Genomic DNA, 16,651 nt, shown 5'->3' on the forward strand with positions numbered 1-16,651 from the left:
GAATTAAAACTTTGCGATGATGTTCGCACGTTCAATGTTACTTAGCATAATCATATGCTCAGTCCCATCTGCTGAAAGTGTGATCATATCACTGCTAACTGATACTAAATCGCCTTTAAAATTACGGCGACCATCTTGTGGAAGCTTAGTACGCACGCGTACTTCTTCTCCTTGTGCCTTCTCGTAGTGATCTTGTTTGAATAATGGACGATCAACACCAGGAGACGACACTTCCAAATCGTATTCGTTTGTAATTGGGTCTTCGACATCTAAGATTGCGCTAACTTGACGACTTACGTCGGCACAATTGTCTACCGTGATCCCTGCATCATGATCGATGTAAACACGTAATGTAGAGTGGCGACCAGCTTGCACAAACTCAAGACCATGTAACTCAAAGCCTAACATTTCAACGGCTGGTGAGAGCATGGCTACTAAATCTTGCTCAAGTTTTGTCACGAAAATCCTCCATACAAACAAAAAAAGGGCATATAGCCCTGAAATACTGAGTTTAATAATGATTCATAAAATCATGCTAGATCAGATACAACAACGCCCCGAACCAAGCGGGGCGTCACACCTAAAGCATAAAACTGTGTGGCCTAGGGCCAAGCTTGGTTGCGGTCAATTACCTAACTAAATTAAACTAAATAGCCTAAACGCAAAACGCGCATTACCCAGAATGCGCGACTTCATACAGTAAAAAATTACTGTGCATGTTAAAGACAACTTACGATGTTTTAACATGAATTTGGTTGCGGGAGCCGGATTTGAACCGACGACCTTCGGGTTATGAGCCCGACGAGCTACCAGGCTGCTCCATCCCGCGCCAATGGATATCAAGTAAATTACTTAATATCGTTTGCTTGAGTGGCAAGCACATCAAGTCAATGGCGGCTATTATAAGCATGTAGCGCTCAATTAGCAACCTTCGGGCATGAATTAGTTGGACAATTTTTTACGAAAAAAAATAATGACAACCTTGTCATAAAATTTCCTATTTCCGAAAAAATAGGTCTATAGTTAACACTATAAGAAGAACAAACTATAGTGTTGGCTATTAAGCGATTTTCCTATGAGTCTATCTATTTTTCAAAAAAGGCTTTTACAACAGAATGTTGAACTGCTAAAACCTGATTTCCATCAATTTACGCACACCTTTTACCACAATTTGAGCCAGCGTAATCTAACAATGACGATGCCAAGCGAAGAGAGTGTTAGCAAACGAAGCTATATACTATTTTGTGCGCTTAACAAGGTTGTGTCACACCTTGATGACTTACCTTTGGTGATGCCTTTCATTCAATATATAGCAAATAACCTAAGCTTTTTGAATGTATCAAGTCACGATATAGACCATTTGTGTGACGCATTTTTCGACACGCTGGAGTCCCATCAAAGAGGCTTAAACAGCCACCTAAAACAAGCGTGGTCACAGGCAATTCGTATATTTTCCAACATTGTTAAAAGCTATTTGTTTGCTTACAGTAATGTAATTTCAATCAATACACGTTGCGCTACTCGACTTAGTTCGTAGTTGAGGGCTGACACTAATTAATGTTGAGTAAGTTCATTATTCAGTCTATCGATTTGGCGCTGCTCAACAGCAATGAGTGTATTAAATTTACTGGTCACCGCAGACATTTTGTCTGATAAAGCCTGGTCGCTACTCGCATCGACTAGATTAGTCGGTCTGGTAGAGGCTTGTTGCTCAAGGCGCTTAATTTGTTGATTTAGTTCAACATGATAACGGTCAATTTTGTCTTTGTGCTCTGCGATTTCACGTTTAATCTGTTCACTACGAATAAAATGGTCAATTTCATTCTTTTCTGTATCGTTACTTTGCAAAACTAACTGGCTTTTTTCTGTGCTTAACCTGTCTATATTACGCTGCTCATTGTTGATCAATAAATTATAACGTTCTGAAACGGCAGACATCTGTTTAGCTATGGCGGCTTCTTTTTTTGCTCCGACCAAATTGTGCAGTTGCGCATCGGCTTGACTGCTTAATGCCGCAATTTCATTGTTCATCCGTTCTGAGTAAGAGTCTATTTTATTATTGTGTTCTGCAATTTTGGCGTCTATTTGCTTTAATCGAATATAGTTATCAATCTCTGCTGTTACATCGCTTGATTCAGAAACAGGTTTTGGCGAGCCTAATAATGTGGGGTTTTGCTCTTTAACGGTGATCAACTTTGCATCTTTGCCGCAAGGTTGTTGGCTAAACTCAACAATGCCATTTTTTTCACATTGATAAATTGCCGCGTTGGCCGCCTTGCTCAAAGTGACCCCTAAACAAACCAGTGTAAATAAAGTAAAGAAGCGTGGTTTCATAATATCGTCCCTGTTGTTTATCCTGTGTTTCTGTAAGCATGTTGTGGGCCAACACGATCTAAATTCAGCGGTATTACGTAGTAATTTAAATCAATTATCATGGGTTTACTATTGTGCATTACTCTACTTTGCGATTTATTTTTGGCGATCAACTCAATGCTAGCCACAGCTGGTATAAAGACGAAGACCAGCACACCACTCTTTATGTCATCGCTGAGCTAAAACAAGAAACCGATTACGTAAAACATCATACACAAAAAATTGCCGCCTTTTTCTTAGCAATGGAACACTTTGCAAAGGCGCTAAAAAGCGCGGGGTTTAATGTGCTACATCTTACCTTAGATGACACAGAAGATGACGAATCATTACCCGCCCTTCTTACCCGTTTAGCGAAACACTACCAATGTAAACGCATTGAATACCAGTATCCCGATGAATACCGACTCAAACAGCAATTACAGGCATTCTCAGAAAACAGTGAGTGTGCGATTACCGCATACGACACAGAGCATTTTTTACTTCCCTTTAATGATATATGCCAACACTTTAAAAAAGACAAGCATGTAAAAATGGAATTCTTTTATCGCGCAATGCGTAAACGATTCAATATATTAATGGACGAAAACAATGAACCGGTCGGAGGCAAGTGGAACTTTGATCAACAAAATAGAAACAAGTTAAAACAACATGATCTCAACGCAATTCCTGAACCACTGTGCTTTGGGCACGATGTTAAGGATATTCTTTCACGCATAAAAAAACATAACATAACGACATTTGGAGAGTGCGATCATTCGATACTTTGGCCAACAACACGTTATGAAGCAAAGCAGCTTCTTGATTTTTTTTGCGATCATTTGTTAGTTCACTTTGGGCAATTTCAAGATGCGATGACCTGTCAATCTGAGCACCAATGGTCGTTATATCACAGCCGCTTGTCGTTTGCTCTCAACACTAAAATGCTGCACCCAATGCAGGTTATTAAGCGCGTGATTGAGGCTTTTGAAAAACAGCAGCAAAAAATTGATATTGCCCAAGTTGAAGGGTTCATTAGACAAATTCTGGGCTGGCGCGAATATGTGCGTGGTATTTACTGGCAAAATATGCCTGACTACGCCAACAAAAATGCCCTTGACGCAAAGCGTGCCCTGCCCGACTATTTTTGGCACGCAAACACTAAAATGAAATGTATGCACCATGCAATTAAGCAAAGTTTAGACACCGCCTATGCTCATCATATTCAACGTTTGATGATAACGGGTAACTTTTGTTTGCTTACAGCCATAAACCCAAATGAAGTCGATGCTTGGTATTTAGGTATTTATATTGATGCTATCGAATGGGTTGAAATGCCCAACACTCGCGGCATGAGTCAATTTGCAGACGGCGGCTTAATTGCCACTAAACCGTATGCCGCAAGCGGTAATTACATTAATAAAATGAGTGACTATTGTAAGGATTGCCATTACAACGTGAAAGAAAAAGCCACCGATGATGCGTGCCCTTTCAATAGTTTATATTGGAACTTCATGCTAGAGCACGAACAATTGCTTAGCAAAAATCCGCGTATAGGCATGATTTATAACACCTGGTATAAACAAGACGAATCGCAGCAACAAGCCACTCTCAAACGCGCAAAGTGGTGCGTCGATAATTTAGAGAAATTATAAAAAAGGCCGCCTCAAATGAGGCGGCCTACTTCTAACAAATAACAAGGGGAAACAATGCTGATTACAGCTTAATTACTTATTCTCAAGCAATTTACCACTGCCAATTTCAATTTTACGTGGTTTGAGTGCTTCAGGAATTTCACGCTGTAAATCAATGCTTAAAAGTCCATTTTCAAGGTCTGCACCGAGTACTTTAACGTGGTCACCTAGTTGGAACTTACGTTCAAAGTTGCGCTCAGCAATTCCTTGATGGATAAACTTACGCTCTGCATTGTCTTCTTTGTCAGCTTTTGTGCCGCTGACTTTTAATGTATTGTTTTCTGACTCAATGGTCAGTTCACTTTCACTAAAACCGGCAACGGCCATAGTGATACGGTATTTGTCTTTATCTAATGCTTCGATGTTGTATGGAGGAAAACTTGGCTGCTTGTCTGTGCGTGCTGCCGCATCCATTAATGATGCTAAATGATCGAAGCCAATGAATGAACGATAAAGTGGTGATAAGTCTACTGTACGCATAATAATATCCTCATATTTAAGCGATATTTTGTTAGTACTCTTCTTTTGAACAAGTGCTAACAAAGTTAAATTAATTATATAAATTTCAATTACTTTGGTTTGTTTGGGACCCATCAGGCGTCCTCACTAAACGATTTATGGGCAAGCAAAATCTTTTCAAGATTTTTTACAAAAAAAATTGCAATTTTTTTCTATTTTTGAAATTTATTGAGGCTTATTCTGGTCTGAATAAGTTGATTTTAAAGGGCTAAGCACGTACAAAATAAAAATGAAAAAAATACCCTCAGTTTTAAAAAAAATAGTCGCTTTGACTAAAAACTTGCTGTTGATGGCTATCATCTTGTATGTCGTTACGCTATTTCAGCAACGAAATTTATTACCAACAGACCACACTCCCGCCCCCTATTTCAATTTAGCGACACTCGACAATCCACAGCAACGCGTCACCATTGCCGATTTAAAAGGCACAAACACAGTGCTGTATTTTTTTGCCCCTTGGTGCAGTATTTGTCGCTACAGTATGCCTAATCTCGAAAAAGCCTATCAACAAGGCGAACTGAATGCGATTGCCATTGCCCTTGATTATGAAAATATTGACGAGATAACGCAGTTTACAGATTCACTAGACTTAACGATGCCCGTTTTATTAGGGACACGGTATACAGGACAAGATTACAAAGTCAGTGCCTACCCAACGTATTATGTTATTAATGAGCAACTCGCGATTACAGCTCATTCTATGGGGTATTCCACAGAACTTGGGCTGCGCATACGAACACGAAAGTGACTTAAGAGGCACTCAGAGAAAAAACAGAATAGAGTAATCGATTTTATGCACTGTTTTTATGAATCTAATTCGTTAATATGATAACCAGACCAACACACTTACATCGAGGAGAGCGATATGTTGACTGTAATTTTTGGCCGTGAGGGCTGCCCATACTGTGTACGCGCAAAAGACGTAGCAGAAAAACTAGCGAACGAGCGTGAGGATTTTAAATTTCGCTACATCGATATCATTAAAGAAGGTATCAGCAAAGCAGATTTAGAAAAGTCTGCTGGCAAACCTTGCCCAACCGTTCCACAAATTTTTATTGACCAAACTCACATTGGTGGCTTCACAGAATTCGAAGCATACGCTAAAGAAAATTTAGGGTTATATCAATAAATTGTAAACATGGTTGATTTTGGCAAATTACAACTGATTAAATTATGACCAACATCAACCACATACAAATTAGTTGTAATTTATACAAGCAATTGCATTGTATTTCCTATACAATGCGCGCCTCTTTAAATTCGTTGAGGCGTATTAATGTCAGAACCAGTCACGTTTGAATCTTTAAATCTTTCTCCTGCAATTTTAAAAGCAGTTGAAGAGCTAGGTTACAAGACTCCATCTGAAATCCAAGCTCAATGTATACCGTTATTGCTAGAAAGAAAGGACGTACTGGGACTAGCGCAAACGGGTACAGGTAAAACAGCAGCATTTGCACTGCCATTACTAAATAATATTGACCCGTCTGTGAAACAGCCACAGATCCTTGTTCTAACGCCTACGCGTGAACTTGCGATCCAAGTAGCTGAGGCATTCGAACAATATGCTAAGCATACTCGTGGTGTAGAAGTTTTAGCCCTTTATGGTGGCCAAAGCTACAGCATCCAATTAAGTGCACTTCGTCGTGGCGCGCAAATCATTGTTGCAACGCCAGGCCGCTTAATCGACCACATTAACCGTGGCACAATCAAATTCGAGAGCTTACAAGCCCTTGTTCTTGATGAAGCGGACGAAATGTTACGCATGGGTTTCATTGATGATGTAGAAAGCATCATGGAAAAAACACCGCGTGAAAAGCAAACATGTCTTTTCTCTGCAACCATGCCTAAGCAAATCCAAAATATCAGCAGCAAATACATGAACGAGCCTGAGCAAGTTCATATTTCAGCGCGTAACTCAACAGTATCGACTGTTGAACAAGTATTTTGGAATGCACACGTACACAAAAACAAAGCGATCGTGCGCTTCTTAGAAGCTGAAGAATACGATGGTGCGATTGTTTTCGTACGTACACGTAATGACACAGTACAATTAGCTGAATTACTTGAGCGCGAAGGTTTCTCTGCCGCACCACTTAATGGTGACATGAACCAACAAGCACGTGAACGCACTGTAGAGCGTTTGAAAAGTGGTTTACTTGATATCGTAATTGCAACCGACGTTGCAGCACGTGGTCTAGATGTTGACCGTTTAAGCTTGGTAATTAACTACGATATTCCACAAGACTCTGAAGCCTACGTTCACCGTATTGGCCGTACAGGTCGTGCGGGTCGTTCAGGTAAAGCGATTCTTTTCGTAAAACACAACGAGCGTTATTTACTTAAAAATATCATTCGTCATACGAAGTCTGAAATTGCACAAGTAGATTTACCAACAGCGAAAGTTGTTGAAGAAAAACGCATCAAAGCATTGCAAGACAAGTTGACTATTGCACTTGAAAATAAAGACATCACGTTCTTTAACCAAGTAGCGGCCAACATGGCTGAAAAGCTTGAACTAAGCTTCGAAGACTTAGCAGGTGCCTTACTGTGTTTAGCGCAGCAACAATCACCAATCAAGGTTGAAGAAGTTAAAGTTCAACCGCGTGGCGAACGTACAGAACGCGGTGGTGATCGCCGTCGTAACGAACGTGCTGACCGTGGTGATCGCCCTGCTCGCGAACGTAAACCGCGTGAGCCGCGTGAACGTAACAGCCGCAGCATGGGTCCTATGGATACATACCGTATCGAAGTAGGTCGTGAGCACGGTGTACAAGTTAAAAATATCGTTGGTGCGATTGCTAACGAAGCCGATATCTCAAGCAAGTTTATTGGTGACATTCGTCTGCACGACAGTCACAGTACGGTACAATTACCGCAAAACATGCCTAAAGATGTGCTTGATCACTTCCAAAAAGTGTTTATTTGTAAACGCCCAATGGGAATGACACTCACCAAAGCTGAAGCCGCTTCTGAGCGCCCAGAGCGCAGCGAACGCCCAGCAGGTGAGCGCAGTGATAAAAAGCGTAGCTTCAAAGACAAAGACCGTGGTGAAAAACGTAGCGGCCCTCGTAAAGAGCGTCGTCCAGTAAGCTTCACAGCAAACTAAGCGTTTAAAGCTAACGACTAAAAAAACCTTGTCATGAGAGTGACAAGGTTTTTTTGTGTCTGAAGTAAAGCTGTCAGCTATCACCATTCAGTTTTTAAAATCACGGCTTAACTACCTGCCATCAATTCACTGTTATCTTCAAGGTATTTAATCAATTCATCTAATTTTCGGTATGGGTAGAAATATAAACTTTGCCATACTGCCCTGCATCTGCCACGACGGCTTCAATACCGTTGTCTCGAAATAAGTAAAGCTTCGATATAAACTTGATTGGAATACGTTTTTTAATAAACCAATAATTCCTTCCCTTGAGGTAACCATCACCGATTTCAACCGCTGTATATTTAATTAAGGTTGATACTAAAAATGCCAAGAAAAGCGAACCTAAAAAAATGCAAAAGAAGAAAAAGGGTAATTGATAAACAGTAATGTGTTCAAATGTGATCTCAATACTCATCCCACTTTGGAAGTAGCGGATGATAAACATAAAAATAACAGGTATTAAAATTAAAAAGTCTTAGTAAGTTTTTTCCAAAGCTATTGCCACTCAACATTAAATTTCACACGATTTCCTCTACTAATAGGTTACATCAAAAAAGCCTCAGTTGGATGGCTGAGGCTTTGTTATTTTTATGGTTATGATCCCGCTGGGTACACGTAGCTTGACTGTAGGCCGAGTGGGATGCCTAAGCCCCAATATGCTAGTAAGAAGATACTCCAGCCGATTAGGAACGCGATAGAGTACGGCAGCATCATGGCAATTAAGGTGCCGATACCTGTGCCTTTAACATACTTCTGGCAGTACACGACAACCAATGGGAAGTAAGGCATTAACGGGGTGATAATGTTTGAGCTTGAATCACCCACACGGTACGCTGCTTGGGTTAAGTCTGGCGATATGCCTAATTGCATTAACATAGGCACAAAAATAGGCCCAAGTAATGCCCATTTTGCCGAGCTTGAACCCACAAACAAGTTTACGAACGCAGTTAAGAAAATAATACCAATCACGGTTACAGAACTGGGTAATTGCATGGCTTTTAACAGCTGTGCACCTTCAATTGCCAGTAATGCCCCTAGGTTTGATTTACTAAAGGCCGCGATAAATAGCGCACAGAAAAACGCCATTACTATGTAATACGCCATGCCGCCCATTGCTTTACTCATCGCATCAATCATGTCTTTAGAGCTTTTGAACGTGCCAACCACAAAGCCATAAACTGCACCAGGTATCCAGAACAGTAGGAAAATTAGTGGCACGATAGACTGCATCAAAGGTGAACGGAAGTTAGTCAGCGAGCCATCGGGGCTGCGCATAGCTGAGTCTGCGGGAGCGGATACAAACCAAAGTAAAGCAAGGCCTGCTACCATCACTGTGCTTGCAATATAAAACGCACGCTTTTCATCGCTACGCGCTTCATCAAAAGCGGGTAAGTCTTCGGTGTCACCATCAAGTGGGGTATTTTGTAAACGTGGTTCAATAATTTTATCGGTAATGTACCAGCCTAATAAAATAATGAATAAGCTTGAAGCCGAGGTGAAAAACCAGTTATTTAACGGGTTAATCGCCATATCAGGGTTAATAATTTGGGCAGCACTTTGGGTAAAGCTTTGCAGTAATGGATCGATACCTGATGGAATGAAATTGGCACTAAAGCCCCCACTCACGCCCGCAAAAGCCGCAGCAATACCCGCAAGAGGATGACGACCCATCGCATAAAAAATAACCCCCGCAAGCGGGATAACTAACACGTAGCCAGCATCAGTTGCGGTGTGGCTAACAATCGCCACTAAAATAATAGACGGGGTCAATAGCTGCTTAGGAGTGACTTTTAGCATTAGCTTTAAGCCCGTATTGATAAAGCCTGAATGCTCAGCAACCCCAACACCTAACATTGCAACAAGCACAACACCTAAAGGAGCAAAGCCTGTAAAGGTTTTTACCATCGACGATAAAAAGGTGGCTAAGGAATCACCCGCCAACAAATTATGGACAACAATGGCCTCGCCTGTTCGTGGGTCTATGGCGTCAAATGTCATGCCCGAAAAAAGCCACGACAGCAGCCAAATAAGTAACATGGCCACTAAAAAGATAATGGCCGGATCAGGAAGCTTATTGCCTACCCTTTCAATGGTATTTAAAAAACGTGCGATTGCTCCGCTTGGTGCCTGCACATCATTGTTATTATTCATTTTCGAATTCCCTAGAAAAATTTCTTGCTTACCTTATCGCATCCGCGTTAAGAGGTAAATTTTAAGTTAACTAAGCTATCTGATTTGGGTACTTCAACTATATAAAAAAAGCGGCCAAAGCCGCTTATTTAAATAACATCAACACCGATTAGGCTAATGCTTTTACTTCATCCCATAAACGAACCACTAATGCTTTATCATCTTCGTTAAGCTCACCATTACGGTATGCTTTAACCAGGCTCGACTCGACTTGATTATTAAGCTCGTCGGTTGATAAGTTTAATTCTTCAACTTGCGCATACCCTACCGCCAAATCAAAATGGCCTCGTAAATAGCCACCAGCAAATAACTCATCATCGGTTGCTTTATCAACTAAATCATCAAAATATTGCTGCGCTGCATCAATATAATTTACTAAACTCATGGTTATCTCTCCTCTGGGTGCAGCCCATCTTGATGACCTACTGCATACATTATATGGTCATTAAAACCTGTGGTTACTCGAATATAACCACTTAATTCATCGTCTAACTCACTGTCGCCAGTATCGGCAATCAATGGGCGGCCATTCAAGGCCTGTAATTTTGTTTTGGTTGCGACCACAATAATATTATCGCGACCGATAGCACGAATAAGTGCTGGACTGAGCTGTTGATTTCCACGACCAAAAATATGGCCCTGACCACCGATCAGGGTGATCACTAATTTAGTCGGTTTACCGTGTGTTAGCTCCAGTAATTGCTGTGCAGTTAAATCCTGAGCAATCAGCGCTTGGTCTGCCACTAAATCAACACCGAGTAAGGTATTCTCTAGGCCCATTTCTTCCATAATGGCAGCAACTGTTGAGCCGCTGCCCATGACGTATAAAGTCTCTTCATCCATGTCAGACACCACATAAGCCGCAATATCAGCAAGCACTAACTCGTCGGTTTCTTTACCCCCATTTTTAACCGCTTGCACGTAACGTACTTCGCTTGGCACTTGCATTTCACCATACCGTTTTGCTTTTACGGTGCCTTCGCGAAATGCGGCTTCGTCGATATCCATCACGTCTGCATCGCCTAAGCTCACCAACTCACCTTTTACAAGCATTTCAACCACTCGGCCCGCAGCTTTTGGGGTAATAGCATACACACCTGAATGAATTTTACAGCCTGCGGGAATGCCCAACACGGGTGTAGTGTCACCAACAGCATGACAAATATTTCGGGCTGTTCCGTCACCGCCTGCAAATAAAATAAGGTCTACGCCTTGTTCTACGAGACGCTTTGCAGCTTGCTCGGTGTCATCCGGCGTCGTAACGTCGCCACTGTGATAAATAACCTGGGTATTAAAGCCTAATTGGGTGGCTGTTCGCTCCCCCATTTCACCATTAACGGTGTATATAATGAGCGAGTCTTGATACGCAAGTAATGCTTCAAGTGCTGCACGGGTGCGTAAATTTGCTTTGGGTTCTGCGCCGAGTGCCATGGCTTTCGCTGCTGTATCAGCACCATCACTGCCTTTAAGAGCTACACTGCCACCAAGCCCTGCAACAGGGTTTACAATTAAACCTAACTTAAACTGCATCAGATAACTCTCCTGGATGTTGCCATACAAATTGTGCACTTGTCAGTGGCCACGGGGTCTTATAAAAATCACTGAGTGCTTTTAGTAGTGCGTAAGTTCGTTGATTAAAACCAGACGCTAGTAAACTTAATAGGTGCTGGTGAACACGCTGCTGAAAAGCAAAACGACACGTTTGTTCGCCATTTAAATTATCGACCGAAACATTAAAGTCAAACCCTGCCGCAGCGCTAAGCGCCCATTCTATTGCTTGGGGTTTAACTTCTACCGCTTCAAACTCAGCTTGCTGATGTTTATCACGACCATCAGGACAATACCAATAGCCATAATCTTCAAGTAAGCGGCGTTTTTCACCTGCCACCAGCCAATGGGCAATTTCGTGGAGTGCACTGGCGTAAAAACCATGCGCAAAGACAATTTGATGATAAGTCGTTTGCTCATCTGCAGGCAGGTAAATAGGCTCGTCAGCACCTTTAATTAAGCGCGTGTTATGGCTTTGATAAAAAGTGCTGTCAAAAATAGCGATTAAATCGGCAATCTGATGCATACTGGCTTACATTCATCTCGTTAAAAGCGTTACAACAACGCACCAAAAACGAGGCGAATTGTACGGACTTTTCAGCCTAAAGTAAAAACAACCCCTCTCGGTTAGAGGTATTTTGCGATATCGACGTTATCTATTTGTTCAGGGCTCAAATAGCGTTTTGCGTATTCAAGGTAAATACCTGAACTTAAAAACAGTTTAAATACGTCACGATCAATATGATCGTCATCGACCATTTTAGCTAAAATATCAATAGCAACACTCAATGGTTTGGCCTTTTTATATGGCCTATCTGCTGCAGTGAGTGCTTCAAAAATATCAGCAAGTACTAACACTCGTTCAGGTATCGATAAGTCATCCGCTGATAATTTACGCGGATACCCCGTGCCTTTTAAGGTTTCGTGGTGGGTCGATGCATAGCGCGGCACACGGGCTAGCTCTTCGGGGAATGGCACATTATTAAGCATACGAATCGTGCTGATAACGTGTTCATTAATTTTAAATCGGTCTTCTGCGGTAAGTGTTCCACTTCTAATTTGTAAGTTATATAACTCACCTAAATTATACTTGTATTCAGGAACCGACATTTTTATACCTAAATTAGCATCGTATTCCACAGCCTTGTGGTGCGTAATTAGGTCACTGGGTTTATCACTTAACAGCGTTTCTTCAACAGGTAAAGATTGTCCCTTTAAATCTGCAAAGCGCATTTCTTCTAGAGGCGATAAACCGAGCGTTGCATCGAAATGCCGATGCCACTTAATACACGCAACGTCTTTTAAGCGTTCAAGTTGCTCATCATCCATAAACTCACTTCCCACATTGCAAGTAGCAATGAAAGCAAAGTCAGCATGTAATTTGTCTGTTTCAGCGTCTAACTGCTGTTGCAGTGTCTCCCTGTGTGTTGGGTTTTCAAGCAGCTTTTCGTAGTAGTTTATTTTAGCGTCGCGCAGTAACACTTCAAAACGTGTACGGATTTCATGAATACGATTATAAATGGTTTCTAGTTTGGTGCCTTTGTCTACAATGTGTTCTGGCGTAGTAATTTTACCACAGTCATGTAACCACGCTGCCAGTCTAAACTCACGTTTTTCATCTTCGTTTTCAAATGCAAACTCTGCAAAGGCGGGATCTGTTGAATCAGATGCAGCATTCGCAAGCCAAATGCCAAGCTCAGGAACACGCTCACAATGCCCTGCTGTATAAGGTGATTTATCATCAATCGCTTGGGCTATAAGTTCAACAAACGATTCCATGAGTGCTTTTTGTGAGTTTTCGTGTTTCTCTATAGAGCGGCTCATATCAACCATTGAATTGGCTAAATAATGAATTTCGAGAATGCTACTTGACAGAGTCGACACATTTTTATACTCGCGCTGCTGAATTTTTTTGTTCTCACCAACAAGCTTTAAAATTGGATTCACAATTGATGATGCAAAAAACCACGATATTGGCAGTAGCAGTAATAAACATAAACTCGTTATTAAAATAGAAATCCGAATTTTCTCGCGAATGACCGCAAGTACATCTTCTTTTGCTACCAATACAGTGAAGAAATCTTCATTGTCAGCTTGCATGTCACCGCTTAATGGTAAGGGCACGACAAACATGTATTTTTCTATCCCATTTTCGTGTACATCCAGCATTTTGCCAAACTGATGACGCTTATTTGCAAGGCCTGTTTTTTGGTCATCAAGCTTAATAAGCGCTGATAAATCGTCAAAGGTATGCTGATGGCTTTGCGTTCTACTGCTGGCAATAATGTCACCACTACCCTGATAGACATACATTTCGGCGGAAACCAAAAACTGCATTTTAGTCTGTTGCTCAGTTAAATACGCACTTAAACTCGAACTTGCTATATCCACCGCAAGCACATCGCCGGTATCATCTGACTTAATCGAATAGGTATAACCCGGTACGTGGTAAACATTAAACATGTACGGTTCAGATTTGGTAACAACCCCACTTTCTGCGTCTTGAAACCATATTCGCGTTCGTGGATCAAAATCGGTTTGTTGTTCTTCTGCTTTACGGACTGTCAGTTGTGAGTCTAAAAATAACATCGACTTACGACGCTCTTCACCTTCCCCCGATACTTTAATGACCAGCCATTTATACTCATCTTTTATATTCAAGCTGGCGGGTAAATTTGCATACCCTTTTAGATTAATAACTTGGAGAAAATCACCATTCGCACGCCCTAAAATAAGTGAATAAAAATCTGTGTGGCGGCTCAGCACCTCTATGAGTACATTTCGAAAAATCTCATAGTTACCTTGGCTTTGTGAAAATAGGCGTGTGTCATGAACCATCACGCTGAGGGTGTTATCTGCACGCTGATTTATACGTGTGATATGATCAGCAATCTGCTGGCTTGTTTGCTTAAATTGCTGAGCTTTGGTGTGCAATACTAACTTTTCACTGAAGTAATAATGCAAGCTAATCGCCACAATTCCCGTTAAAAGACTGGCAAGCGCAAAGACTAAGAGAACACTCGCTCTAATTGATATTTTATAGCCTTTTTTATGGCGTGATAGCATTATGCATCTCCTTGCATGCTCTCTTTATTGAATGAATATAAGAAAAAAGAAGTACAGATAATATATACAAGTATCTTTGGATAATTACAATTTATTGACTAAATTAAACGCACCTTGGTATCGATTAAATTTTAATAACCAATTGATTTCTTCCGCCTTCCTTAGCTTGATACAAAGCCAAATCAGCTCGTGATATCACTGATTTTTGCTGCTCCTCACGCATGATGGTCAGACCAAAACTTGCTTGTATCGATAAAGAGCAACTACCTAATTTAAACTCCTCGGCATTTAACCTTGCTATCATGCCGTTTATAAGCGCAGTGGCATCTTTTAATGAACAAAGCGGCAGTACAATGACAAACTCTTCACCACCAAATCGATAGACATCATCAGCACTGCGCAGAGAGTTCGTTAAAAAAGTCGAAAAGTGCTTAAGCACGGTATCCCCCATTTCATGTCCATGGGTATCGTTTACGCGTTTAAAGTAATCAATATCAGCTAAAACGACACACACATGTTTCGTTTTATTTTGCTGCTTAATTAATTTTTGATATCCCTCATAATTGTTATCAAACGCACGCCGGTTAGGCAGCTGTGTGAGCGCATCTTTAAATGCCTGTCTTTTCATTTCATCTGCAAGTTGACTTAGCTGAGTGTTACGAACAAAAAGCTGCCGACGCATTAAATGCTCATGAGCCGACATAACGACCCCTGCAAAATTAGCGGATACATGTGCCAACCCAACCATATAAAAAGTATGGCTACTTACATCTTTATTAAAATAAATAACGGTAATTGCAAATGCACTGTAAGACACACCGATTAAGGTGGCATTCTTTAATGACAATAAAGTAGAGAAATACATAGTGATCAAAATAATCACATCAAAAAACATATGCAGGACATAATGGCGCTCAAAGGTGAACACCATAAATTGCATACTAAAAAATAAGAATGTCATAAACGCAGCCACCGCTTGCGATAATTGCTGTGGCGTCCGGATATAGCACACCCCAAGTGCAGTGATCACACAAACTGCAACAGAAATAGTCCGGCTAAATAATGCAATACCGGGCCAAAAGCTGGGTTGAATTATCATTTTATCGGAATAGGTCACCAGCATAATCATAATGGCGGTGATACAGGCAAGAAACTGTGCAGTTTTTTTATCTTGCTCAAGCTTACTTTGAGTAAATGCTTGCTCAACTTGCATAGAGTTGAACCGACAAAAGTAGCGTGCAATTGACATATCTTGATTTAATAACTTTGCACCGAATGTGCTCATAATTATATACCTACGCAGGAACGGAAAAAGGCGAGTAATGAGGTGTTTAAATAAAGAGCAACCGTTCCATTATAGAGTGAAGAGCTTACAATTAAACTCGTTCTTTTGTATATAAATTACACACATGCACCAACACAAAGTTGCGAAAAAGGCACAAAGCATAAAATTATCGCTTTGTGCGCGGTGATTAAATAATATCCTCTCCTGCCTCATCACTTGTAACAATATCTGTTTCTTGCAGTGCGTGTGCAATCCAATTATTCAAAACAGGACACGATAGTACCTGGTCACAATAAGCTTGTGCAGGGCTTGATAATGTTACTTGGTAAGTTTTAAAGCGCAGTACCACGGGCGCAAACATCGCATCAACAATTGAAAACTCACCATACAGCCATGTATTGGACGACGATTGTGGTCGCATCGAAAATATCTCATCAATGCGCGCAATGTCTTTCTTTGCGTGTTCTGACAGCTCAACATGTCTTTTAGCTCGAATATTCATGGGCATTTCATTTCTGAGTGCGAGAAAGCCACTATGCATTTCTGCAGCCACACTTCTTGCGTGAGCTCTTTTATTTAAGTTTTCAGGCCATGCTCTGCCATTTAGATAAGCATCGTTGATGTATTCACAAATCGCGAGTGAATCCCACACAGCTATATCACCGTCGATTAATGCAGGGACTTTTTGTACAGGAAATTTCGTTTTTAATCTGTCATAAAAGTCTGGAGTATCTAAAACAAGTTGCTGCTCGGTAAATGATATATTGAATTTACTTAATAAATACCACGCTCTTAATGACCAACTCGAATAATTTTTATTACCAATAAATAATTGCATTTTTCATCCCTTAA

14 protein-coding genes, 1 tRNA gene and 1 pseudogene are annotated in these 16,651 nt (G+C 40.9%); 4 read left to right on the forward strand and 12 right to left on the reverse strand.

Features of this window, described 5'->3' with window-relative positions; translation table 11 throughout:
* Positions 1–3: 3 nt before the first annotated feature.
* From rimP to ACSSVW_RS07495, 3 genes are all read right to left on the reverse strand, one after another.
* On the reverse strand, positions 4–459 hold the full coding sequence (gene rimP / locus ACSSVW_RS07485) for a ribosome maturation factor RimP (protein WP_036969905.1): 456 nt from the start codon (positions 457–459) through the stop codon (positions 4–6).
* A 293-nt stretch (positions 460–752) separates the two neighbouring features.
* A tRNA-Met gene (locus tag ACSSVW_RS07490) sits at positions 753–829 on the reverse strand.
* 725 nt (positions 830–1,554) lie between these two features.
* Positions 1,555–2,334 (reverse strand): hypothetical protein, encoded by a 780-nt coding sequence (locus tag ACSSVW_RS07495; RefSeq protein WP_182396211.1) that lies wholly within the window; start codon positions 2,332–2,334, stop codon positions 1,555–1,557.
* 110 nt (positions 2,335–2,444) lie between these two features.
* Here ACSSVW_RS07495 and ACSSVW_RS07500 point away from each other — a divergent pair, with 110 nt between their 5' ends.
* Positions 2,445–4,004 carry a cryptochrome/photolyase family protein gene (locus ACSSVW_RS07500; RefSeq protein ID WP_454179126.1) on the forward strand — a complete coding sequence of 520 codons (1,560 nt, stop codon included), beginning with the start codon at positions 2,445–2,447 and terminating at the stop codon, positions 4,002–4,004.
* 72 nt (positions 4,005–4,076) lie between these two features.
* Here the strand turns inward: ACSSVW_RS07500 and ACSSVW_RS07505 are convergent, their stop codons facing one another.
* Positions 4,077–4,523 carry an Hsp20 family protein gene (locus ACSSVW_RS07505; protein ID WP_036971655.1) on the reverse strand — a complete coding sequence of 149 codons (447 nt, stop codon included), beginning with the start codon at positions 4,521–4,523 and terminating at the stop codon, positions 4,077–4,079.
* 307 nt (positions 4,524–4,830) lie between these two features.
* Between ACSSVW_RS07505 and ACSSVW_RS07510 the strand changes: the two genes are divergently transcribed.
* From ACSSVW_RS07510 to ACSSVW_RS07520, 3 genes are all read left to right on the forward strand, one after another.
* A complete protein-coding gene (locus ACSSVW_RS07510) occupies positions 4,831–5,310 on the forward strand; it encodes a TlpA family protein disulfide reductase (RefSeq protein ID WP_454179086.1) in 480 nt (159 codons plus the stop codon).
* 117 nt (positions 5,311–5,427) lie between these two features.
* Positions 5,428–5,691, forward strand: coding sequence for a GrxA family glutaredoxin (locus ACSSVW_RS07515; RefSeq protein WP_036969909.1), 264 nt, complete (start codon positions 5,428–5,430; stop codon positions 5,689–5,691).
* A 147-nt stretch (positions 5,692–5,838) separates the two neighbouring features.
* Positions 5,839–7,668 (forward strand): DEAD/DEAH box helicase, encoded by a 1,830-nt coding sequence (locus ACSSVW_RS07520; protein ID WP_036969910.1) that lies wholly within the window; start codon positions 5,839–5,841, stop codon positions 7,666–7,668.
* A 160-nt stretch (positions 7,669–7,828) separates the two neighbouring features.
* On the opposite strand, the gene ACSSVW_RS07525 is transcribed toward ACSSVW_RS07520, so the two are convergent.
* The 8 genes and pseudogenes from ACSSVW_RS07525 to ACSSVW_RS07560 form a co-directional block, all read right to left on the reverse strand.
* The gene (locus ACSSVW_RS07525; protein WP_454179087.1) at positions 7,829–8,125 is read right to left on the reverse strand and encodes a hypothetical protein; all 297 of its coding nucleotides are present in this window, start codon (positions 8,123–8,125) and stop codon (positions 7,829–7,831) included.
* 179 nt (positions 8,126–8,304) lie between these two features.
* Positions 8,305–9,861, reverse strand: coding sequence for an AbgT family transporter (locus ACSSVW_RS07530; protein ID WP_065978787.1), 1,557 nt, complete (start codon positions 9,859–9,861; stop codon positions 8,305–8,307).
* Positions 9,862–10,009: 148 nt separating this feature from the next.
* A complete protein-coding gene (locus tag ACSSVW_RS07535; RefSeq protein WP_036969913.1) occupies positions 10,010–10,285 on the reverse strand; it encodes a YfcL family protein in 276 nt (91 codons plus the stop codon).
* Positions 10,286–10,287: 2 nt separating this feature from the next.
* The gene (locus ACSSVW_RS07540) at positions 10,288–11,430 is read right to left on the reverse strand and encodes an ATP-NAD kinase family protein (RefSeq protein ID WP_182396205.1); all 1,143 of its coding nucleotides are present in this window, start codon (positions 11,428–11,430) and stop codon (positions 10,288–10,290) included.
* Positions 11,420–11,974, reverse strand: a complete 555-nt coding sequence (locus tag ACSSVW_RS07545; protein ID WP_036969921.1) for an elongation factor P hydroxylase — start codon at positions 11,972–11,974, stop codon at positions 11,420–11,422. The genes ACSSVW_RS07540 and ACSSVW_RS07545 overlap by 11 nt, the downstream gene beginning before the upstream one ends.
* Before the next feature lie 101 nt (positions 11,975–12,075).
* Positions 12,076–13,665: pseudogene (locus ACSSVW_RS07550) on the reverse strand (HD-GYP domain-containing protein); the annotation flags it as partial.
* 973 nt (positions 13,666–14,638) lie between these two features.
* Positions 14,639–15,799, reverse strand: coding sequence for a GGDEF domain-containing protein (locus tag ACSSVW_RS07555; RefSeq protein ID WP_051501806.1), 1,161 nt, complete (start codon positions 15,797–15,799; stop codon positions 14,639–14,641).
* 187 nt (positions 15,800–15,986) lie between these two features.
* On the reverse strand, positions 15,987–16,637 hold the full coding sequence (locus ACSSVW_RS07560; RefSeq protein ID WP_454179088.1) for a glutathione S-transferase family protein: 651 nt from the start codon (positions 16,635–16,637) through the stop codon (positions 15,987–15,989).
* Positions 16,638–16,651 lie beyond the last annotated feature (14 nt).

The sequence above is a fragment of the Pseudoalteromonas sp. MBR-15 genome (assembly GCF_053628915.1).